Origin of the sequence: Flavobacterium sp. FlaQc-48 (genome assembly GCF_044007335.1) — a bacterium.
Lineage (GTDB): Bacteria > Bacteroidota > Bacteroidia > Flavobacteriales > Flavobacteriaceae > Flavobacterium.
Genome location: NZ_JBIPCR010000031.1, coordinates 1 through 21,602, shown reverse-complemented (window position 1 = coordinate 21,602; position 21,602 = coordinate 1). Strand labels below are relative to the sequence as shown.

Genomic DNA, 21,602 nt, shown 5'->3' with positions numbered 1-21,602 from the left:
ATGTCACTAATAAAATCGACTATTCCAGAAGATATAACTTCGAAAGAGACCTTAGTTAAAATTTTAAGTAATCATATTAGCCAAACTCCAAATAAGATTATTTATAGATTTTTAGAAAATGGAGAAGAAGAAAGTGATTGCAGGACCTTTCAGGATTTATACGATAACGCAAAACGTATTGCATCTCATATATTAGAACATGCAAAGCCTGGAGATCGTGTTTTACTTTTATATCCATCAGGATTAGATTTTATTGACGCTTTTTTAGGCTGTTTCCTGGCAGGTGTAATTGCGGTTCCAGCTTTTCCACCACAAGGAAAACGAAGAATAGGCAGATTGGAAAATATTGTAGCGGATTGTAAAGCTACTCTTATTTTGACTATAGAGAGTATATATACTAAAAGTATTGGCTGGTTTGATACTGAAATTTTTGCAAATGTAAAATGGTTGCAAACCAATGTGTTAGTTGATTCTTTGGATAAAGATTTTCCTGTTGTATTACCAACGGATACTGCGTTTCTTCAGTACACTTCCGGGTCAACAGGTGATCCAAAAGGAGTTATGGTCACACATTCTAATATTGTACATAACAATAAATTGATGAAAAATTGTTTTCATCAAAATTCTGAAAGTATAGGGGTTAGTTGGTTACCTATTTACCATGATATGGGACTAATAGGAAATATTCTTCAAGCTTTATATGTAGGGTTTGAAATGATTGTCATGCCACCAACCGCTTTTATACAAAAACCTATTCGATGGTTAAAAGTTATTTCAGATTATAAAGGGACTTTTAGTGGGGGACCTAATTTTTCATATGATTTATGTGCTCATCAAATTAAAGAAGAGGATTTAAAAGGGTTGAATTTAAGCAGTTGGCAAGTAGCCTACAATGGATCAGAACCAATTAGACCAGAAACCGTAAATAATTTTAGTACTAGTTTCAGTTCTATTGGATTTGATGAAACATATTTAATTCCATGTTATGGGATGGCGGAAACTACCCTGATAGTTAGCTGCTCTAATTTTAATTCAATACCCAAAGCTTTATTATTAGATAAAGAAAAATTTCATTCAGGAGAAGTAAAACTTTTTGATAAAGAAGATAAAACATCTAATATTATTGAATTTATAGGTAATGGACCAGTTTTAGAAGAGTTAGAAGTTAAGATAGTAAATCCTGATACTAAAACGCTATGTCAGGAAAATGAAATAGGTGAAATTTGCATTAGCGGGGCTAGTGTTGCTAAAGGTTATTGGCAAAGAGAGGAATTAACTAAAGATGTTTTTCATGCAAGAATTCAAAATTCAGATACAAATTTAGAGGAAGACAAAGAGGCTTATTTGCGTACAGGAGATATGGGGTTTGTAAAGGATAAAGAACTTTATATAACAGGTCGTTTAAAGGAGCTCATGATCATTAATGGAGTAAATCATTTTCCGCAAGATATAGAACGTGTTGTACAACAATCGCATATTGATTTACAAAACAATGCAGGAGCAGCTTTTTGTATTGAGGCAAAAGGAAAAGAACAATTAGTCATTGTTCAGGAAATTAAAAGAACTTCAATGAAAGGGTATGATTTTAATTTCATTGTAAAAAGTATAATTGATAGTGTATTTGAGCAACATGAGTTATCTATATATGCAATTGTATTGGTAGAACCTGGAAAAGTTGAAAAAACTTCCAGCGGGAAAATTAAGCGATTAGCCACTAAAATTTTATATGAGTCAGATACTATTGATGGAGTAATGGGGCAATGGGTAAGAGGTCAAAGTATAAATAATTCTAATGAAAATCTACAGGAAGATATTGTAGTAAAAGCGCCAATATTATCCAATGATTTAGAAAAGTTTTTGCGAGAAGCTGTAGCAGCGGAACTAAACGTAAGCATATTAAATGTTAATGCATATACTTCGTTTTCAGAATTAGGTATGAGTTCTATACAAAGTATAAGACTCACAGGAAAATTGTCTGAGTATTTAGGGATAGAAATAACGCCAACAATTGTTTATAGTTATTCAAATATAAAGGATCTGGCGGCATATTTAGTATCTAATGAACATATTGAATTAACTTCAAATGTTGAGGATGAAAAAATATTGAATTCAGAACCAATTGCAGTTATTGGTATGTCTTGTCGTTTTCCAGGCGCACAAGATCTGGAAACATTTTTAGAAAATTTAAAATCCGGAATAGACTCTATTACAGAAGTGCCAAAGAGCCGATGGGAAATAGATAATTTTTTCAGCAGTAAGGAAGAAATTGACGGATATCAAATGAATACACGTTGGGGAGGTTTCATAGATGCTATAGATGAATTTGACGCCTCTTTTTTTGAGATATCTCCTAGAGAAGCTAAATTGATGGATCCTCAACAACGCATTTTATTAGAATTGACTCATGAATTATTAGAAAGATCAGGATATACAGCAAAGGAACTCAAAGGGTCAATGACGGGAGTATACATTGGTATTCTTCAAAATGAGTATGCGTCTCTACTCAAAAACTATCCTAAAGATATGTATTCGGGAACTGGATCAGCATTAAGTATAGCTTCAAATCGACTATCTTATTATTACGATTTTAAAGGTCCAAGTATGTCTGTTGACACGGCTTGTTCGTCTTCATTAGTAAGTGTACACTTGGCTATAAAGGATATTCGCAGTGGCGAATGTACTATGGCAATCGCGGGAGGAGTAAATCTTATACTAACACCAGAATCTACTGTAGCATTGTCACAGTCCAGTATGATGGCGGCAGATGGCAGATGTAAAACTTTTGACGATTCTGCGAATGGATATGTCAGAAGTGAAGGTGCCGGACTAATATTATTAAAACCACTATCAAAAGCGATAAAAGATGGAGACAATATTATAGGAGTAATTAAAGGATCTGCTGTTAATCAAGATGGCAGAAGTAATGGATTAACTGCTCCAAATGGATTAGCTCAGCAAGAAGTAATACACGCTGCGCTAAAATCTGCAGGATTACACCCAAAAGATGTTGATTACATAGAATCGCATGGTACGGGAACATCTCTGGGAGATCCAATAGAGATTAATGCTCTGGATGCAGTGTTTAAAAAAGACAGAAACTCAGACAGTCCTTTAATAATAGGATCTGTCAAAGCTAATATAGGTCACCTGGAAGCTGCTGCCGGAATTGCAGGCTTAATTAAGACACTTTTATGTCTGCAGCATTCTATAATCCCAAAACAACTGCACTATAATAAACCTAATAGATATATCAATTGGGAAAAATTAAACGTATTAATTCCTAATGATTTGCTAAGTTGGAATCAGAAAAAGAATAGCATACGCAGGGCAGGAGTAAGTTCTTTTGGGTTTGGAGGAACAAATGCACATATAGTTCTTGAAGAAGCTCCTGTGTATCATACAAAAAAACAAAACGATACTATTTCTTCTCAAAAAACAGTACTAACTGCAATATCTGCAAAAGGAGAAAAAGCACTAAAAGCCCAAATTGCTGCGGTAATTGATTACATAGAGAATAATCCAGAAGTAAAAATCAGCGATTTATCTTACACCTTATCAGTGCATAGAGATCACTTTGAAAATAGGTTAGGAATAATTTCTGAAAATAAAGAAGAATTACTTCAAAAACTAAATCAGGCAAATAACTCATTTCAGAAAACCAAATCATTAAATACCGCTTTTTTATTTACGGGACAAGGTGCTCAATATCTAGGAATGGGACGAGAGTTATATGATACCGAGCCAGTTTTTAAGAAAGCTTTGGATACATGTACAGAGTTATTAAAAGCTCATTTAGATGAAAATTTAATTACTGTTTTATTTGCAGAGGAAGGAAGTGAAAAAGCCAACTTTATAGATCAAACTCAATACACACAACCTGCACTATTTGCCATAGAATATTCACTATATCAGCTTTGGGAACACTGGGGAATTAAGCCTGCTGTACTAATGGGACATAGCATAGGAGAACTGGTAGCGGCATGTGTAGCAGGCGTATTTTCTTTAGAAGATGGTCTTAAATTGGTAACATCCAGAGGGCGTCTTATGCAAGGAATAACACTCGAAGGAGAGATGATCTCAGTGCAATCGGATGAAGAGGCTATTTCTGAAGTATTGAAGCACTATAAAGAAAAAGTTACCATTGCAGCAATTAATACTCCTGATCAAGTAGTATTATCAGGAGAAAAAGAAGCCATAGAGACTATCACGAGTACATTATCTTTAAAAGGTATTAAGTGGAAAAAATTAAGAGTTTCCCATGCTTTTCATTCTCCAATGATGAAGCCTATACTTTCCGAATTTAAAGCAATCGCTGATACTGTTCACTTTCAATCTCCTAATTGTATAATAATTAGTAATCTAACAGGAACTGTAGCAGGTAAAGAAATATGTACCTCACAGTATTGGGTAGATCATATTACTTTTCCTGTGGATTTTTTAAAGGGTATGAGATCATTAGAGAGCTTAGAAGTTGATGCGTATGTAGAAATAGGACCAGATCCTGTTTTAATCAATATGGGAAGTCAATGTATATCTGATGAGAGAGCTGATAAAACAATTTGGTTAGCTTCTTTTAGAAAAGGTAAAAATGAAAACCTGCAATTATTAGAAAGTCTAAATGAATGGTACAAAGAAGGAGGAGATGTACAATGGGAATCATTCTATTCTAATAAAGATGGTGTAAAAGTAAATGCTCCAATTTATAAATTCCAACGAAAAAGATTTTGGATAGAAGAAGATCAAATTACTATTTCCAAAGAATCAAATACCATCTCTAGTACTAATAATAAAGATTTTTCAGAAACTATGGTTTTTAAAGATATAGAGAATTTTTTAAAGAATACAATTTCAGCTACGCTACAGATGAAAATTGAAGAAATAGAGCTGCATAGACCATTGTTGAATTATGGTGCAGATTCATTTTCTTTGATGGAAATCATAAATAAAATACGTAAAGAATACAACGTGAAACTTCCAATCCGAAAGATGTTTGAAGATTTAACGAATTTGGATGCAATTATAAAATATATTATTCAGGAAACAGGGCAAACAGAAGTCGTATCTAGTAATCATCTAGTGGTTAATAAGACATTTGATACGAATACTTCTTGTAGTTTTTCGGCAAGTTCAAATGGTGAGATTGGTAGTGGAAAACATTCGAATAATGGAGAAGAAACAATAAATAAATCGATTACTGAATATATTAAAACGCCGGTAAAAGAAGTAATTAAGAATACTGCAATTGATATTACAGAGTTTACTATAATAAGAGAACAATTTGCTGAACAGAATCGTATACTTACACAACAAAATCAGATAATTTCTGAGTTTTTAAATACTTCCAGAACATCACAAAATACGGATAAACATACAACGGAAGAAACAGTCGCAGAGGTTTCTAAAACTACGAACATATTTGATACCTTAAAAAAAAAAATAACAACTAAAGAAAAAGTTAGCCTGCCAGGATCATTTGGCAGTAAAAGCTTTTATTTTCAAAAACTACCAAAAAACCAAGAAGAGCAGTTACCAAAATTAATAGAGAGTTATACCGCTAAAACCCAGAAATCAAAGTCTTTTGCTATTGAAAATAAAGCTGTTTTAGCGGACTATCGTTCTGCCTATAAGTTCAATATTGCTACAAAAGAAATGGTTTACCCAATAGTGACTGAACATGCTTTTGGTTCTCATTTTACAGATATTGATGGAAATAAGTACATTGATATAGTGATGGGATTTGGATCCTGTATTTTTGGGCATCAACCAGAATTTATTTCTAAGGCAATTCTTGAACAGCATAGTCAGGGCATGATTATTGGCCCTATGAATAAGTTGTCTGGAGATATTGCAAGATTAGTGTCCAAATTAACAGGTGCTGAGCGAGTTTGCTTAACCAATACAGGTACAGAAGCTGTTTCTTTTGCTTTAAGAATAGCAAGAGCTGTTACAGGAAAGAATAAAATCATCGTTTTTTCAGCCTCTTTTCACGGACATGGAGAAATAACACTTGGAGTTCAAGGTGATCAGGAAAATGTTGTAGAATCTTTATCAGCAGGGATAACAGCAAATATGGTTAAAGATTTAATCATCCTTAATTATTCTGATGACGATATTTTAGAACAAATACGCGCACACAAAGACGATCTTGCAGGGATATTAGTAGAGCCTGTACGAAGTAGGTTTCCTGATTTTCAGCCAAAAGAATTATTACATCAGCTTAGTGAATTAACTAAAGAATTAGATATTCCTTTCATATTTGATGAAATGGTAACTGGTTTTAGAATCATGCCTGGAGGAGCCCAAGAGTATTTTGATATCAAAGCTGACATTGTAATTTATGGTAAAATAGCAGGAGGAGGAATGCCAATTGGAATTGTTGCCGGTTCACCAAAATATCTGGATGCTGTAGATGGAGGTCATTGGCAGTTTGGGGATGAATCTTATCCTGAGGTAGACAAATCATTTACTGCAGGTACTTTTACACGACATCCATTAACTATGGCAGCGTCAAAAGCGGTGCTTACCCATATTGATGAAATTGGTAAAGAAGCATATCTGGAACTCAATAACAGAACGGCTTCTTTAATGAACCGATTGAATAGTTATTTCGAAAAGGAATCACTACCCATAATGATGGTATATTTTGGATCTCTATTTTCATTTAGATACAAAGCGAATTTTGAATTATTAGCTTTCCATTTGGTTCAAAGAGGAATATATGTATGGGAATCTAATAATCTTTTTCTCTCATTTGCACACTCTGATGAAGATATAGAAGAATTATACAAAGGAATTACAGAATGTGCTAAACTGGTTTATACTTCTTCTGATATTTCTCAAGAAAAGAGTTTGTCTCTGGAGGCTACTGGTTATAATGTGCAGGAATCAAATATTTCTAAGGTTAATTTGACTTTAACACAACAGAAGTTTAATCTTCTTCATCAGATCGACCCGGAAAGATCTTTAGCATATACACAATCTTTCAGCTTACAGATGAAAGGTAAAATTTATGCATCATTGCTGAAAATGGCAATACATAATTTAATAGATAATCACAGTATTTTAAGAACTCGGGTATCAGAAGATGGAGAGTATTTAATTTTCGATCCATCTATTACTTTACCAATAGAAGAAATAGATATTTCAACAGATGGGTTAGATCAGCAAGAAGAGGCTTATAAAGCTTTAGTTGATGAAAACATGCGTACTGCATTCTCATTTACCAATGGGCCTTTTGTACGGTTACAATTAATAAAGTTTTCTTCAGAAGAGAGTACTTTAATTGTGACGATGCATCATATAATAGCAGATGGATGGTCCTGTGCTTTATTTATTCAAGGTGTTGTAGATAACTACAATTCGTTATTTCAGGGAAAAAAACTTGATTTAGTGCAAGTTGTTGGTTTTTATGAATATACAAAATGGTTGGAAAACAACCTGAACAATGATGATTGGAAGGTTCATGAAGACTATTTTATAAATAAATTTTCTAAAAAATCTTTTTATATAACACTTCCATTTGATAACAGTTTATCAAAATATGGAAATGCAAGTAATTCAGTTTCTTTACGTATTCCTAAAGAAAATATTCTTAGGTACAGAAAATGGAGCAGTCAGCAAAACCTAACACTCTTCATGACATTTTTGTCGGCATTCGAACTCTTATTATGTAAAATATGTGAGAAAGATGAGGTTGTTATTGGTATACCTGCGGGTGGCCGTACCATGCCGGATATAGAAGAAGCAATTGGAGATTTCTCTCATTTTATGCCATTCTTAATATCTCATAATTCCAAAGATTCTTTAACAGAATATGTAAAGGATCTAAAAAACAGAATATATGAAGCCTATGAGCATCAAGAATATCCGTATGCTAATTTTATGGAATTACTCCAAAAAGAAACTGATATAAAGTATGATAATTGGGTAAATGTTATTTTTAATTTTGATGTTAGTGCTTCTAATACTAATATGGAAAGTGTAGACTTACATATAGTACACAATAAACCAGTTTACAGCGATTTTGATTTAATGTTTAATGCCATTGAGGAATCTGGAGATTTAGTTCTTTCTCTGGACTACAGAGAATCTTTTCTAAGTAATGAACTGGCAGAAGATATTTTAGATTGTTATCAATTTATACTAAATCAGATCATTGAAAAGGATGGAGGCATTATAGAGGATATACAATTGTTATCTAAAGGTAAACAAGAACAACAACTAAAGCATTTTAATGATACTGAAGTATCGTATCCAAAAGATAAAACGATAGTTGATTTATTTGAAGAACAGGTATTGCGAATGCCGAATAGCATAGCGGTTGTTTTTGGAAAAGAGGAATTAACTTATAAAGAATTAGATCAAAAATCAAATCGGGTAGCACATTATTTGATCCATAAAGGACTAAAATCAGAAGATTTAGTTGGTATATGTGTCAATCGCTCTTTTGATATGATTATAGCGGTGTTTGGTGTTTTGAAAGCAGGCGGAACTTACGTCCCTATAGATGCTGAGTATCCTGAAGATCGCATTCATTATATAATTGAAGACAGTAATGCCACTTTTTTCATAACAGATCATGCGCATGAGTTTTTAGTTGCCGAAAACAAGAAAATACAAATTATTACAATAGATGACAATTGGAAGTCAATAGGTAAACAACCATTAAGTAAGGTTGATACTATTGTCAAAGCCGATCAGTCTGTTTATGTAATTTATACATCAGGTTCTACAGGCAGACCCAAAGGAGTTGTCATTAATCATACAAGCCTATTAAATATGGCTTTGTGTTGGGAGTCATCTTATACTTTGGATAATGATACTTGCTTATTGCAAATGGCAAGTTTTTCTTTTGATGTGTTTTCTGGGGACTTATGCCGAAGTTTATTATTTGGAGGCAGAATGATACTTTGTCCTTCAGATGTCAGGCTGGAGCCAGCCAGACTTTATGATCTTATTTTAGAAAAAGGTGTTACTATATTAGAAGGTACACCAGGTTTAGTGATTCCGTTGATGGATTACATCTACGAGCAAAAGTTAGATTACGCTTGGATGAAGCTGTTAATTTTAGGATCTGACGTATGCAGTATTAATGACTTTAAAAGAGTCTATACCAGGTTTGGTCACGCTATGCGAATTATTAATAGCTATGGAACCACAGAAACAACCATAGATAGTTCTTATTTTGAAACTGATAATGTTGAGATCCTTGATGGCTTAATTAATGTCCCGATTGGTAAACCTTTATGGAACAATAGTTTTTATATACTCAACACTTCTGAATCATTAGTGCCTATAGAAGTAATAGGCGAACTGTGTATTGGCGGAGCGGGAGTAGCCAGAGGTTATTTAAATAAGGAAGAATTAACCAGTGAAAAATTTGTAGCGAATCCTTTTAAAGAAGGAGAGAAAATGTACAAGACAGGTGATTTAGCGCGTTGGTTACCTGATGGTAATTTGGAATTTATAGGCAGAAAAGATGATCAGGTTAAGATTCGTGGATATCGTATAGAATTAGGTGAGATTGAGAACGTATTATCATTGCTGCCGGGAGTTACACAATGTTGCGTATTGGCTAGAGAAGATATAAATGGGGTAAAACGCTTAATAGGTTATGTGGTATTAGAAGGTGCGTTAGATAAAGAGCGTCTTCAAAATCAATTAAAACTAAGCTTACCTGAATATATGATTCCTATGATCTGGATTGCATTAGATGTAATGCCATTAACCAGTAATGGAAAATTAGATAAAAAGGGATTGCCAGATCCGGATAGTTCAGAGTTATCAAGTAAAGAATATGCCGGGCCAACTACAGATTTAGAATTACAACTAGTTAACATATGGCAGGAGTTATTGGGGGTTGAAAAAGTTGGTATCCATGATGATTTCTTTGAACTGGGAGGTCATAGTTTATTGGCAACACGATTAGTTTCTATGATCCGTAAGGAGCTGATGATAGAAGTATCTATTAGAGAAGTCTTTATACATAGTACTGTTTCTAAATTGGGAGCTTTTGTTTCCGCTCAGTCCAAAGGGGTTTTATTGCCTACAATTTCTGTACAGGATCGTCCAGCCCGTATTCCTTTATCCTTTAGTCAGGAACGATTATGGTTTTTGGATAAGTTGCAGGGCAGTACAGATTATCATATACCTGTAGTTCTTCGTTTAGAGGGATCTTTAGATGTATCGATATTAGAACAAACATTACAGGAAATTATTTCTCGTCATGAGGTATTGCGAACTGTACTTCTTTCAGAAGATGGAATCGGTTATCAGGAAGTTATCAGTGCAGAAGACTGGTCATTAGATAAAGAAATTGTATCAGATGAATTATTATTAGAAAGTAATATAGGAGACTATCTGAAGAAACCTTTTGATTTATCTAAGGATTACAAGCTAAGATGTTGCTTATATGATTTTGGGGACGGAAAATATGTATTAGCTAGTGTATTCCATCATATTGCCAGTGATGGTTGGTCTGGTGGTGTTTTAGTAAACGAATTTATGAAGTTGTATAATACGCTTCAGTTAGATCGAACAGCAACTCTGCCAAAATTGAGTTTGCAATATGCAGACTATGCTATTTGGCAAAGAAAATATATAGTTGATACTGTTTTAGAAGAACAATTATCGTATTGGGAAGATAAGCTGCAAGATGTTAGTACTTTATCATTACCAACTGATTATGCACGTCCTTCAGTACTTAGTACAAATGGAGCTTGTATTTCTTTTGTATTAGATAAAACGTTAACCGCATCCTTGGATTCCTTATGTCGATCAGAAGGTGTTACGCTGTTTATGTTTTTATTATCAGCTTTCAAGGTTTTGCTGTCCCGTTATAGCGGACAATCTGATATTTGTGTGGGAACACCTATTGCAAATCGTACGCAATTGGAGTTAGAAGATATGATTGGCTTTTTTGTCAACACTATTGCTCTTCGAAGTGACTTGAGTGGAAACCCAAGTTTCAGCGATTTATTGGCAATGGTAAAACAGACGACGTTAGAGGGATATGACCATCAATTAGCTCCTTTTGAAAAGGTAGTAGATCGTGTGGTTACTACTCGTGATATGGCTATGAGCCCTTTGTTTCAAGTACTTTTTGTATTACAAAATACGCCTGATGCATCTCGAGAATTAAACTTAGAGGATATTACGATTTCGAATTATAATTTTGATACCATTACCTCTCAATTTGATTTGATGTTAAATGTATTTGAGGATAATAATGCTATTTCATTGGAGATGTCATATTGCACAGCTTTATTTGATAAAGAGACAATAGACCGAATGCTGCTGCATTATCAGGAGTTGTTAGTTAGTATTGTGAACAATATAACGCAGCCTATAGATAGTTTGTCCATGATTTCTGCACAGGAAGAATATAAATTATTAAATACTTTTAATGATACTATCCTTGCCTATCCAAAAGATAAAACGATAATTGATTTATTTAAAGAACAGGTAGCAAAAGCTCCGGAAGCTGTAGCGGTAGTTTATCAGGGAGAGGAATTAAGTTATAAGGATTTAGATGAAAGGTCGAATCAATTAGTTCATTATTTGAAATCGACTGGCGTGGTTAAGGATTCTCGAATAGGAATATTATTTAATAGAGGTTTTGATATGATCATTAGTATATTAGGTATTCTGAAATCAGAATGTACTTATGTCCCTTTAGATCCTTTATTGCCATCTAATCGTCTATCTTATATACTTGAAGATTCAAGTGTTAATTACCTGCTTTATAGCGAAGAATCTTTACTTTCAGGTTTAGCAGTTTCGGAATATACCCTTTTAAATACTGCGGAATCTTATAATTATGAAACTTCAGCAAACTTATGCAAAAGAGAACTTGATTCAGTTGCATATGTAATGTATACTTCAGGGACATCAGGGGTTCCTAAAGGAATCCTTATTAGTGAGGAGAATATAATTACTTTAATTAATGATCCATCTGATAAAATCTCAATAAAAGCTTCAGATCGCGTGCTTCAATGGTCTAATTACGCATTTGATGGTTCAACATATGAAATTTTTGGAAGCCTTTTAAACGGAGCTTCCCTTTATTTAATAGATAATTTAACAGCTTCAGATGCAGGCGCTTTATCTCAGGTTATAAATAAATATGAGTTGAGTATTGTTTTTATCACAACTGCATTGTTTAATTCTTTAGCAGAATATGATCTGTCTTTATTATCCAGCTTGAGACTCTTATTATTTGGAGGTGAAAAAGTTTCAGTACCACCTGTGCGAAAAATGTTAGCTGCATTAGGGCATAATAAAATACTTCATGTATATGGTCCTACGGAGACAACAGTTTATGCTACTTGTTATGTGGTTTCTGATATACCAGATAATGCAGACACTCTACCAATTGGTAAACCACTTACTAATACAAGTCTTTATGTTTTAAATTCTAATCAGGAATTAGTACCTATTGGGGTTATTGGTGAATTGGGTATTGGAGGAACGGGAGTTGCCAAAGGTTATCTAAACCAAGTAGAGTTAACTAATGAAAAGTTTATAACGAATCCTTTTATAAAAGGAGGAGTGATTTATAGAACAGGTGACTTAGCTCGTTGGTTACCTGATGGTAATATTGAGTTTGTTGGCAGAGTAGATGATCAGGTCAAGATTCGAGGATACCGTATTGAGTTGAGCGAGATTGAGAACGTTTTATTATCTTTAGATGTAGTTATCCAATGCCGTGTATTAGTAAAAGAAGATGTAAGTGGAAACAAGCGTCTGGTGGGCTATGTCGTCTTGGAAGGTGCATTAGATAAAGAGAAAATAGAAGAACAATTAAAATCTGTTTTACCAGAATATATGGTTCCCCAATTATGGGTTGAATTAGATACAATACCACTTACATCTAACGGAAAGTTAGATAAAAAGGCCTTACCAGAATTTGATGGTTCTCAATTATCTACACAAGAGTATGTTGCGCCGCGTAATGAAACAGAAACCCAAATAGTAGCTATCTGGGAGTCCTTATTAGGAGTCACTAATATAGGAATACATGATAATTTCTTTGAATTGGGAGGGCATAGTTTATTGGTAGTTCAGTTGATATCCCGCCTGCAGGCGTTAGGTTTTTATATCTTAGTTAAAGATATTTTTGCGAGTCCAACGATAGCTTCTATTGGTAATAAGTTATCTTCCATATCGTTTGTTTATACTGTTCCTGTTAATGGAATTTTAGCAACAAGCAACCATATCACACCATCGATGGTGCCTTTACTTGATTTTGATCAGAGTGATTTAGATAAGATAGTGGCAATGGTTCCGGGTGGTGTTTCAAATATTGAAGACATCTATCCTTTATCTCCATTACAAGAAGGTATTTATTTTCATCATCTCATGAGCGATACTGCTCAGGGAGATCCTTATGTTCTTTCGAGTTTACTTTCGTTTTCAGATTCGAACAAAAGAATAGCGTTTATTGAAGCCTTACAATTTGTGGTGAACCGCCATGATATTTTGCGGACTTGTTTTTTAAGTACTGGTTTACCTAATGCCGTACAGGTAGTATTGAGAGAAGCTGTTTTATCAGTCGAATTAGTAGATAGTTCAAGCTTGGATAACTCGAAAGCTATTTTACCACAGTTAGAATTATTAGTAGCTTCAGGAACCCATTGGATGGATACTTCTAAAGCTCCTTTAATGGAATTAAAATTAGCTGATGATCCTGAGAACGAATCTTATTATCTAGTAGTATATGATCACCATTTAATAATGGACCATGTTGGTTTAGAGAAAATCATAGAAGAGGTAACGTTGTATCTTGCAGGAGAAGCGGAAAATCTTCCGGTTCCTTTTTTGTATAGGGATTTCATTGGACATACATTACATACACAATCAGTCAACGATGGAGAGTCTTATTTTAGATCACTATTGGGAGTAATTAATGAACCTACATACCCGTTTAATTTATCAAATATCTTAGGGAACGGTACAAAAATTGAAGAGTCTACTGTAATTCTTTCTAAAGATTTAAGTATCCTATTGCGTACTGTTTGTGTGAATTTAAGTATAAGTCCTGCAGTATTGTTTCATGCAGCTTTCGGATTGGTAGTAGCAAGATGCAGTAATAAGCAACATGCGGTGTTTGGATCTTTATTTTCCGGGCGTTTACAAGGTTCTTTAGGCGCAGCTGATTCTTTAGGCTTGTTTATAAATACACTACCAGTTGCTTTGGAATTAAAAGGCAGCGTTAGGGAGTATTTAGATGAAGTTAAATTAAGATTAGGAGAACTATTATCTTATGAACAAACTCCTTTGTCTCACATCCATGATTGGAGCGGTATCTCTAATCAAATGGCTCTTTTTAGTGCTTTATTAAATTACCGTCATTCTCCATCTTCTTTAGTAGAAGAGAATAATACTAAAAATTTAGGGATAACGGTAATTGGAGAGTATGAACGCAATAATTATCCTTTTAATTTTAATGTAGATGATTTTGGTATTGATTTTGGATTAACTGTACTTGTGGATGAAAGTATTGGAGCAGATCGTATACTTGAATTCATTGAGCAATCATTAATTCAGCTCATAGATAGTGTAACTCTTGAAAAAGAAGTAAGCGTAAATACGTTGAGTATTCTATCTAATAAAGAATCACATCAATTATTATATGAATTTAATGATACTGATGTTGCGTATGCAAAAGAAAAGACCGTCGTTGATTTATTTGCAGAACAGGTAAAAAAGACCCCAAATGCTATCGCAGTTGTTTATGGAAATGAAGAATTAAGTTATAAGGAATTAGATGAGAAATCGACTCAGCTGGCACTTTATTTACAGAAGCACTATGATTTGAGTTCCAATGATATTGTAGGTTTAATGTTAGATCGAAGTATCTGGTCAATTATTTCAATACTTGGAATTTTAAAAGCCGGTGCTTGTTATCTTCCTATAGATAAAGAGTATCCTGAGAATCGTAAATCCTTTGTTGTCAATGATGCTCATATAAAATTACTGATCATAGAGTCGGAAAGCTTATTTGATGTGATAGAATATGCAGTTCCTGTTTTTTCTATCGACGTAGAATTTGAGAGTGTATCAAACCAGGCTTCCTCATTCCCGGCTTTAAAAACCAATGCTGTCCAATCTTCGGATTTGGCATATGTAATTTATACCTCAGGGAGTACAGGTAATCCAAAAGGAGTAATGATAGAACATGGTAGTTTGGTCAACTACTTATTGTATGGTATATCACATTACGGAGAAGGAGATACTAGTCAGAGTTTCCCACTATTTAGTTCCTTATCATTTGATTTAACACAGACCAGTATCTATCTGACCCTTTTAACAGGAGGCCAATTACATATTTACAAGGATAACGATGTTAGTTCGGTATTGAAGGCTATTGTTTTAAATGATGCAGTGACGTCGATAAAATTAACACCATCACATTTGTCATTTTTCAGGGATTTAGGTCATTCTCAATTAAAAAGATTCATCATCGGGGGAGAACAATTAACCCATTGGGATCTGTCTAATTTAGGAGAATTAGATCCATGGGTTAAATTATTTAACGAATATGGTCCTACCGAGTCTACCATTGGCTGTACGGTATTGGATGTTACAAAGTATCAATCCTTAGCTCGTATTGATATAGGTCGTCCTATAGCCAATACTAGTATCTATATCGTAAACGATAGATTAGAGTTATTGCCAATAGGAGTAATCGGTGAATTGTGTGTAGGAGGTGTTCAGGTAGCGAGAGGTTATTTGAACCGGGAAGAATTAACAAATGAGAAGTTTATAGTAAGTCCATTTAAGGAAGGTGAACGAATTTATAAGACAGGCGATTTAGCGCGTTGGCTGCCGGATGGAAATATAGAATATATCGGCAGGAAAGATGATCAGGTTAAGATCCGCGGTTATCGCATCGAGCTGGGCGAGATCGAAAACGTCTTGTCATCTTTAGATGGAGTAACACAATGTTGTGTACTGGCTAAGGAAGATACAGTTGGCAGTAAGCGTCTGGTTGGTTATGTGGTTTTGGAAGAGGCATTAGACAAAGAGAGATTACAGGAACAACTGAAATCAACTTTACCTGAATATATGGTTCCCCAATTATGGGTGACTTTAGATGCGATGCCATTAACTTCTAATGGAAAGCTGGATAAGAAATCATTACCTGATCCGGATGGTTCCGAGCTTTCAAGTAAAGAATATGTAGCACCGCGTAATGAAACAGAAAGACAATTAGCCGAAATCTGGCAGAATCTCTTAGGCGTAGAACAAGTAGGAATTCATGATGATTTCTTTGAATTGGGTGGTCATAGTTTATTGGCCACGCGTTTAGTTTCCATGATCCGAAAAGAACTGTCCAAAGAGATTGAAATTGCTGATATTTTCGCCTATACCACGATTTCAAGCTTAGGGACTCATATATCAGTACAGTCAGAAGGGGTTTTATTACCAAGTATTGTAATAGAAAATCGTCCTGCTCGTATTCCTTTATCGTTTAGTCAGGAACGACTATGGTTTTTGGATCAGTTACAAGGCAGTACCGAATATCACATTCCTATAGTTCTTGGTTTAGAAGGAGCATTAGAGGTATCGATACTGGAACAAACTCTACAGGAGATTGTTTCGCGTCATGAGGTTTTACGCAGTATGCTTCTATCAGAAGACGGAATCGGTTATCAGGAAATTATCAGCGCCGAGGGCTGGTCATTGGATAGTGCCATTGTATCGGATGAGTTATCATTAGAAAACAATATAGCAGACTATGTAAATAGACCTTTTGATTTATCGAAAGATTACAAGCTTCGAGCGTGTTTGTATACATTAGGGAATCAGAAGTATGTTCTGGCTTGTGTTTTCCATCATATTGCCAGTGATGGCTGGTCGGGTGGAATCCTGACCAATGAGTTTATGGAATTGTACAGTGCCTTCCAATCAAATAAAACTCCTGATTTACCGCAGCTTAGCTTACAATATGCAGATTATGCCATCTGGCAGCGCAAGTATTTAGAAGGCGAGGTTTTAGAGAATCAGTTATCCTATTGGGAAGCAAAATTAAGTGGAGTAAGCACTTTGTCCTTACCAACGGATTATGTTCGTCCTTCTGTGCAGAGCAATGAAGGCGCCAGTGTTTCTTTAGAGTTAGGAAAAGAGCTGAGAGACTCATTAAGTTCGATATGCCAACAAGAAGGTGTTACCCTTTTTATGTTATTGTTATCCGCCTTTAAGGTATTGTTATCCCGCTACAGCGGACAGGACGATATTTGTATAGGAACACCAATTGCGAATAGAACACAATCGGAGTTAGAAGGAATGATAGGCTTTTTTGTCAATACTTTGGCACTTCGCAGTGATTTGAGCGACAACCCGAGTTTTAGAGATTTGTTGTCAAGAGTAAAACAGACAACTCTGGAAGGTTATGACCATCAGTTAACACCATTTGAAAAGGTTGTGGATCGGGTGATTACAACGCGTGATATGAGTATGACGCCATTGTTTCAAGTGATGTTTATATTGCAGAATGCATCAGCAACTAATAAAAAATTAGATTTAGAGGATATTTTGATATCAGATTACGAGTTTGATAGGGTTACTACGCAGTTTGATTTGACACTGAGTGTATCAGATGGAGATGAAGGGACTTCACTGTACATAAATTACAGTACTGCTTTGTTCGAAAAGGCAACAATCGATCGAATGCTGTTACATTACCAAGAGTTATTGAAAAACATCATCGTTGATATTTCCCAGTCTTTGGGCAGTTTATCGATGCTTACCCAAGAAGAAGAACATCAATTATTGGATGTTTTCAATAACACAGATGTCGCATATCCAAAAGATAAGAGCGTAGTTGATTTATTCACTGAACAAGTTAAACGAACACCAGACGCTATCGCGGTTGTTTATGAAGGTAAAGAATTAACTTATAAAGAATTAGACCAACGCTCGAATCAGTTGGGGCATTATTTACGCGAACAAGGCGTAGAGCCGGATGATCTTGTTGGTATGTGTCTGGAGCGAAGTTTAGAGATGCTAATTGGTATTCTGGGGATATTAAAATCAGGAGGTGCCTTTGTTCCAATCGATCCGGAGTATCCAAAAGATCGTTTAAATTACATGCTTACAGATGCTAGTATTGATTTGGTTTTGAGCAGTGAGTTAAGTCGTAAAGTTATAGATAAACGTGAAGGTTTGTCAGTTTTATCTTTAGACAGTGAATGGAATGTTATCTCGCGCTGCTCTAAAAGAAAATTGAGTCCTGTATTATCACCTTCTAATTTGGCATATGTTATTTACACCTCGGGAAGTACAGGTGTTCCTAAAGGAGTTCCTGTTGTTCATACTAGTTTAGTTAATTTCTTATTAAGTATGATTAATCATTTAGGAATGAGTGGTTTGAAGAAATTTCTATCAGTAACAACATATACTTTTGATATTTTTTATTTAGAATTTTTTACTCCTTTATTATTAGGCGCTAAAGTTATCGTCGTAGATAGTATATCAATAAGAGATGCAGATAAACTTCAAACTTTTATAGCTGATTACCGTCCTGATTTTATGCAGGCGACACCATCAACATGGCAAATGCTTATTGATAATGACTGGGACAATAAAGAAGGAGTTACTATTTTGACCGGAGGAGAAGCTATTAAGGAATCTTTAAAGGATAGCCTTACTTCTATAAGTAATTTTGTTTGGAATTTATATGGTCCAACAGAGGCTACTATTTGGGTTACAGCTCAAAGATTAGATCGTTTTCAAAAAGTTAATATAGGTCGAATGACTGATAATGTTAAGATATACATATTAGATAATTATGATAAGATAGTGCCATTAGGCGTAATTGGAGAATTGTGTATCGGAGGTGTTCAGGTAGCACGAGGCTATTTAAACCGAGAAGAATTAACTAATGAGAAATTTATAGAGAATCCATTTAAAGAAGGGGAACGAATTTATAAAACAGGCGATTTGGCACGTTGGTTACCCGATGGTAATATTGAGTGTATAGGAAGAAAAGACGACCAGGTTAAGATAAGGGGTTATCGTATAGAATTGGGCGAGATCGAAAACGTCTTGTCTTCTTTACCCGGAGTAACACAGTGTTGTGTATTGGCTAAGGAAGATACAGTTGGCAGCAAGCGTCTGGTTGGTTATGTTGTACCTGAGGGGGATTTCGATAAAGAAGTATTGCAAAACCAATTAAAACTAAGTTTACCGGAGTATATGGTTCCTCAATTATGGGTGACTTTAGATGCGATGCCATTAACCACTAATGGAAAGCTCAATAAAAAAGCACTGCCGGATCCCGATAGTTCAGATTTATCCAGTAAAGAATATGTAGCACCACGCAACGAAACGGAAGCGCAGTTAGCAGAAATATGGCAAGAATTATTAGGGATTGATCAGATAGGAATTTATGATAACTTCTTTGAATTGGGAGGTCATAGTTTATTGGCAACCCGCCTGGTGTCTATGATACGTAAAGAACTATCAATAGAAGTGTCTATTCGAAACATTTTCAGATTTAATACTGTAGAAGAGTTAGCATCATATATAATCTATAAAGTAGTCAACTCTACTGATACTAAAAATGATTATAGTATAAACATTGAATTATAATTTAATAAGGCATATGGAATTTTCAAGTTTTTTTCAAAGATTAAATAGAGAAGGAATAAAATTAGTATTAAAAGGTGATTTATTAAGCGTTAAATCAAATACTAATATAGATCCGACAGTACTTTTGGAAATAAAAAATAATAAGGAATTAATTATTCAATATCTAAAGAAGTATCAAGATGAAAATACAACAGAAGAATTATTAAAAAAGATTACTCCTTACAATAGGGATTCTTTTACTAAAATCCCACTATCGTTTAGCCAGGAGCGTTTATGGTTTTTGGATCAGTTGGGTGGTAGTGCAGAATATAATATGCCAATTGTGTTACGTTTAGATGGAACATTAAATATTTCAATTTTAGAAGAATCATTACAAACTATTGTTTCGCGCCATGAAGTATTACGCACGAATCTTTTATCAGAAGAGGGTGTTGGATATCAGGAGGTTATAGAGGCTGAGAATTGGTTTTTGGAACAAGAAGTAGTATCAAATGAGTTATTATTAGAAAATAATATAGCAGGCTACCTGAATAAACCTTTTGATTTATCAAAAGATTACAAGCTGCGAGCGTGTTTATATACATTAGGGAATGAAAAGCATGTTCTGGCTTGTATTTTCCATCATATTGCAAGTGATGGATGGTCAGAGGGAATTTTGGTGCATGAGTTTATGGAATTGTACAGTGCTCTGCAGTCTGGCCGTGAGGCAGTTTTACCGGAGCTTAGCTTACAATACGCAGATTATGCTATTTGGCAGCGCAAGTATTTAGAAGGCAATGTTTTAGAGGATCAGTTATCCTATTGGGAATCAAAATTAAGAGATGTAAGCACTTTGTCACTACCAATGGATCATGCACGACCTTCTGTACAGAGTAATGCAGGAGCGACTATTTCTTTTGAGCTGGACAAAAAAATAAGCACTTCGCTAAATTCAATATGTCAAGAGCAAGGTGTGACGCTGTTTATGTTATTGTTATCGGCTTTCAAGATCTTATTATCTCGTTATAGTGGTCAGGATGATATTTGTGTAGGAACCCCAATTGCGAATCGAACCCAATCGGAGTTAGAGGGAATGATTGGCTTTTTTGTAAACACCTTAGCACTTCGCAGTGATTTAGGCGGCGATCTGAGTTTTAAAGATTTGCTATCAAGAGTAAAGCAAACAACTTTAGAGGGATACGATCATCAGTTGGCACCCTTTGAGAAGGTCGTAGATCGAATAGCTATCACTAGAGATATGAGTATGACACCATTATTTCAAGTGATGTTTGATTTTAAAAATAATACTAAAAACTCTAATGAAAAAGAGGAGAGTTTAGAAGGTATTGTTATTTCAGATTATGAGTTCGATATGGTTACTGCACAATTTGATTTAATATTTAGTGCATCAGAGAGGAATCAGAACATTTCATTAGAAATAAATTATTGCACGGCTTTATTTGATAAGGCTACGATTGACCGTATGCTATTGCATTATCAAGAGTTGTTGGTTAGTATTGCAGAGAATATCACGCAGCCAATAAGCGGTTTATCGATGCTCACCAAAGAAGAATCACATCAATTATTAAGTATCTTCAACGATACTGATACAGCGTATCCAAAAGACAAGACTGTAGTAGATTTATTCGAAGAGCAGGCTAAGCGTACTCCGAATGCTGTTGCTTTAGTTCATGAAAGTAACTCCATGACTTATCAAGAATTAGATGAGCGTTCAAATCAATTAGTTCATTATCTAAAATCTATGGGTGTGACTAGCGATTCCAGAATAGCTATTTTGTTTGATAAGCGTTTTGAAATGATCATTAGTATGTTAGGTATTCTCAAATTAGGAGGTACATATGTTCCGCTAGATGCGTCATTACCATCTAATCGCTTATCTTATATACTTGAAGATTCGAGCGTAAGCTTTCTTCTTTACAGTGAAGATTCTTTACTTTCTAAGTTATCTGTTTCAGAATTTATTTTTCTCTTAGATATTACAGAATCCTATACTTATGAATCATCGG

Annotated in this window: 2 protein-coding genes; both read left to right on the top strand. The window is 34.7% G+C overall.

The annotated features are described in order from the left end of the window. The gene (locus ACHRWY_RS27295) at window positions 1–19,596 is read left to right on the top strand and encodes an amino acid adenylation domain-containing protein (protein ID WP_395359141.1); all 19,596 of its coding nucleotides are present in this window, start codon (window positions 1–3) and stop codon (window positions 19,594–19,596) included. Window positions 19,597–19,609: 13 nt separating this feature from the next. Then, window positions 19,610–21,602: condensation domain-containing protein (locus tag ACHRWY_RS27290; RefSeq protein WP_395359139.1), on the top strand; the 1,993-nt coding region annotated here is incomplete at its 3' end.

Bases quoted from the DNA above. Each gene is read 5' to 3' on its own strand.
- ACHRWY_RS27295 (WP_395359141.1), top strand. From the start codon at position 1: ATGTCACTAATAAAATCGACTATTCCAGAAGATATAACTTCGAAAGAG.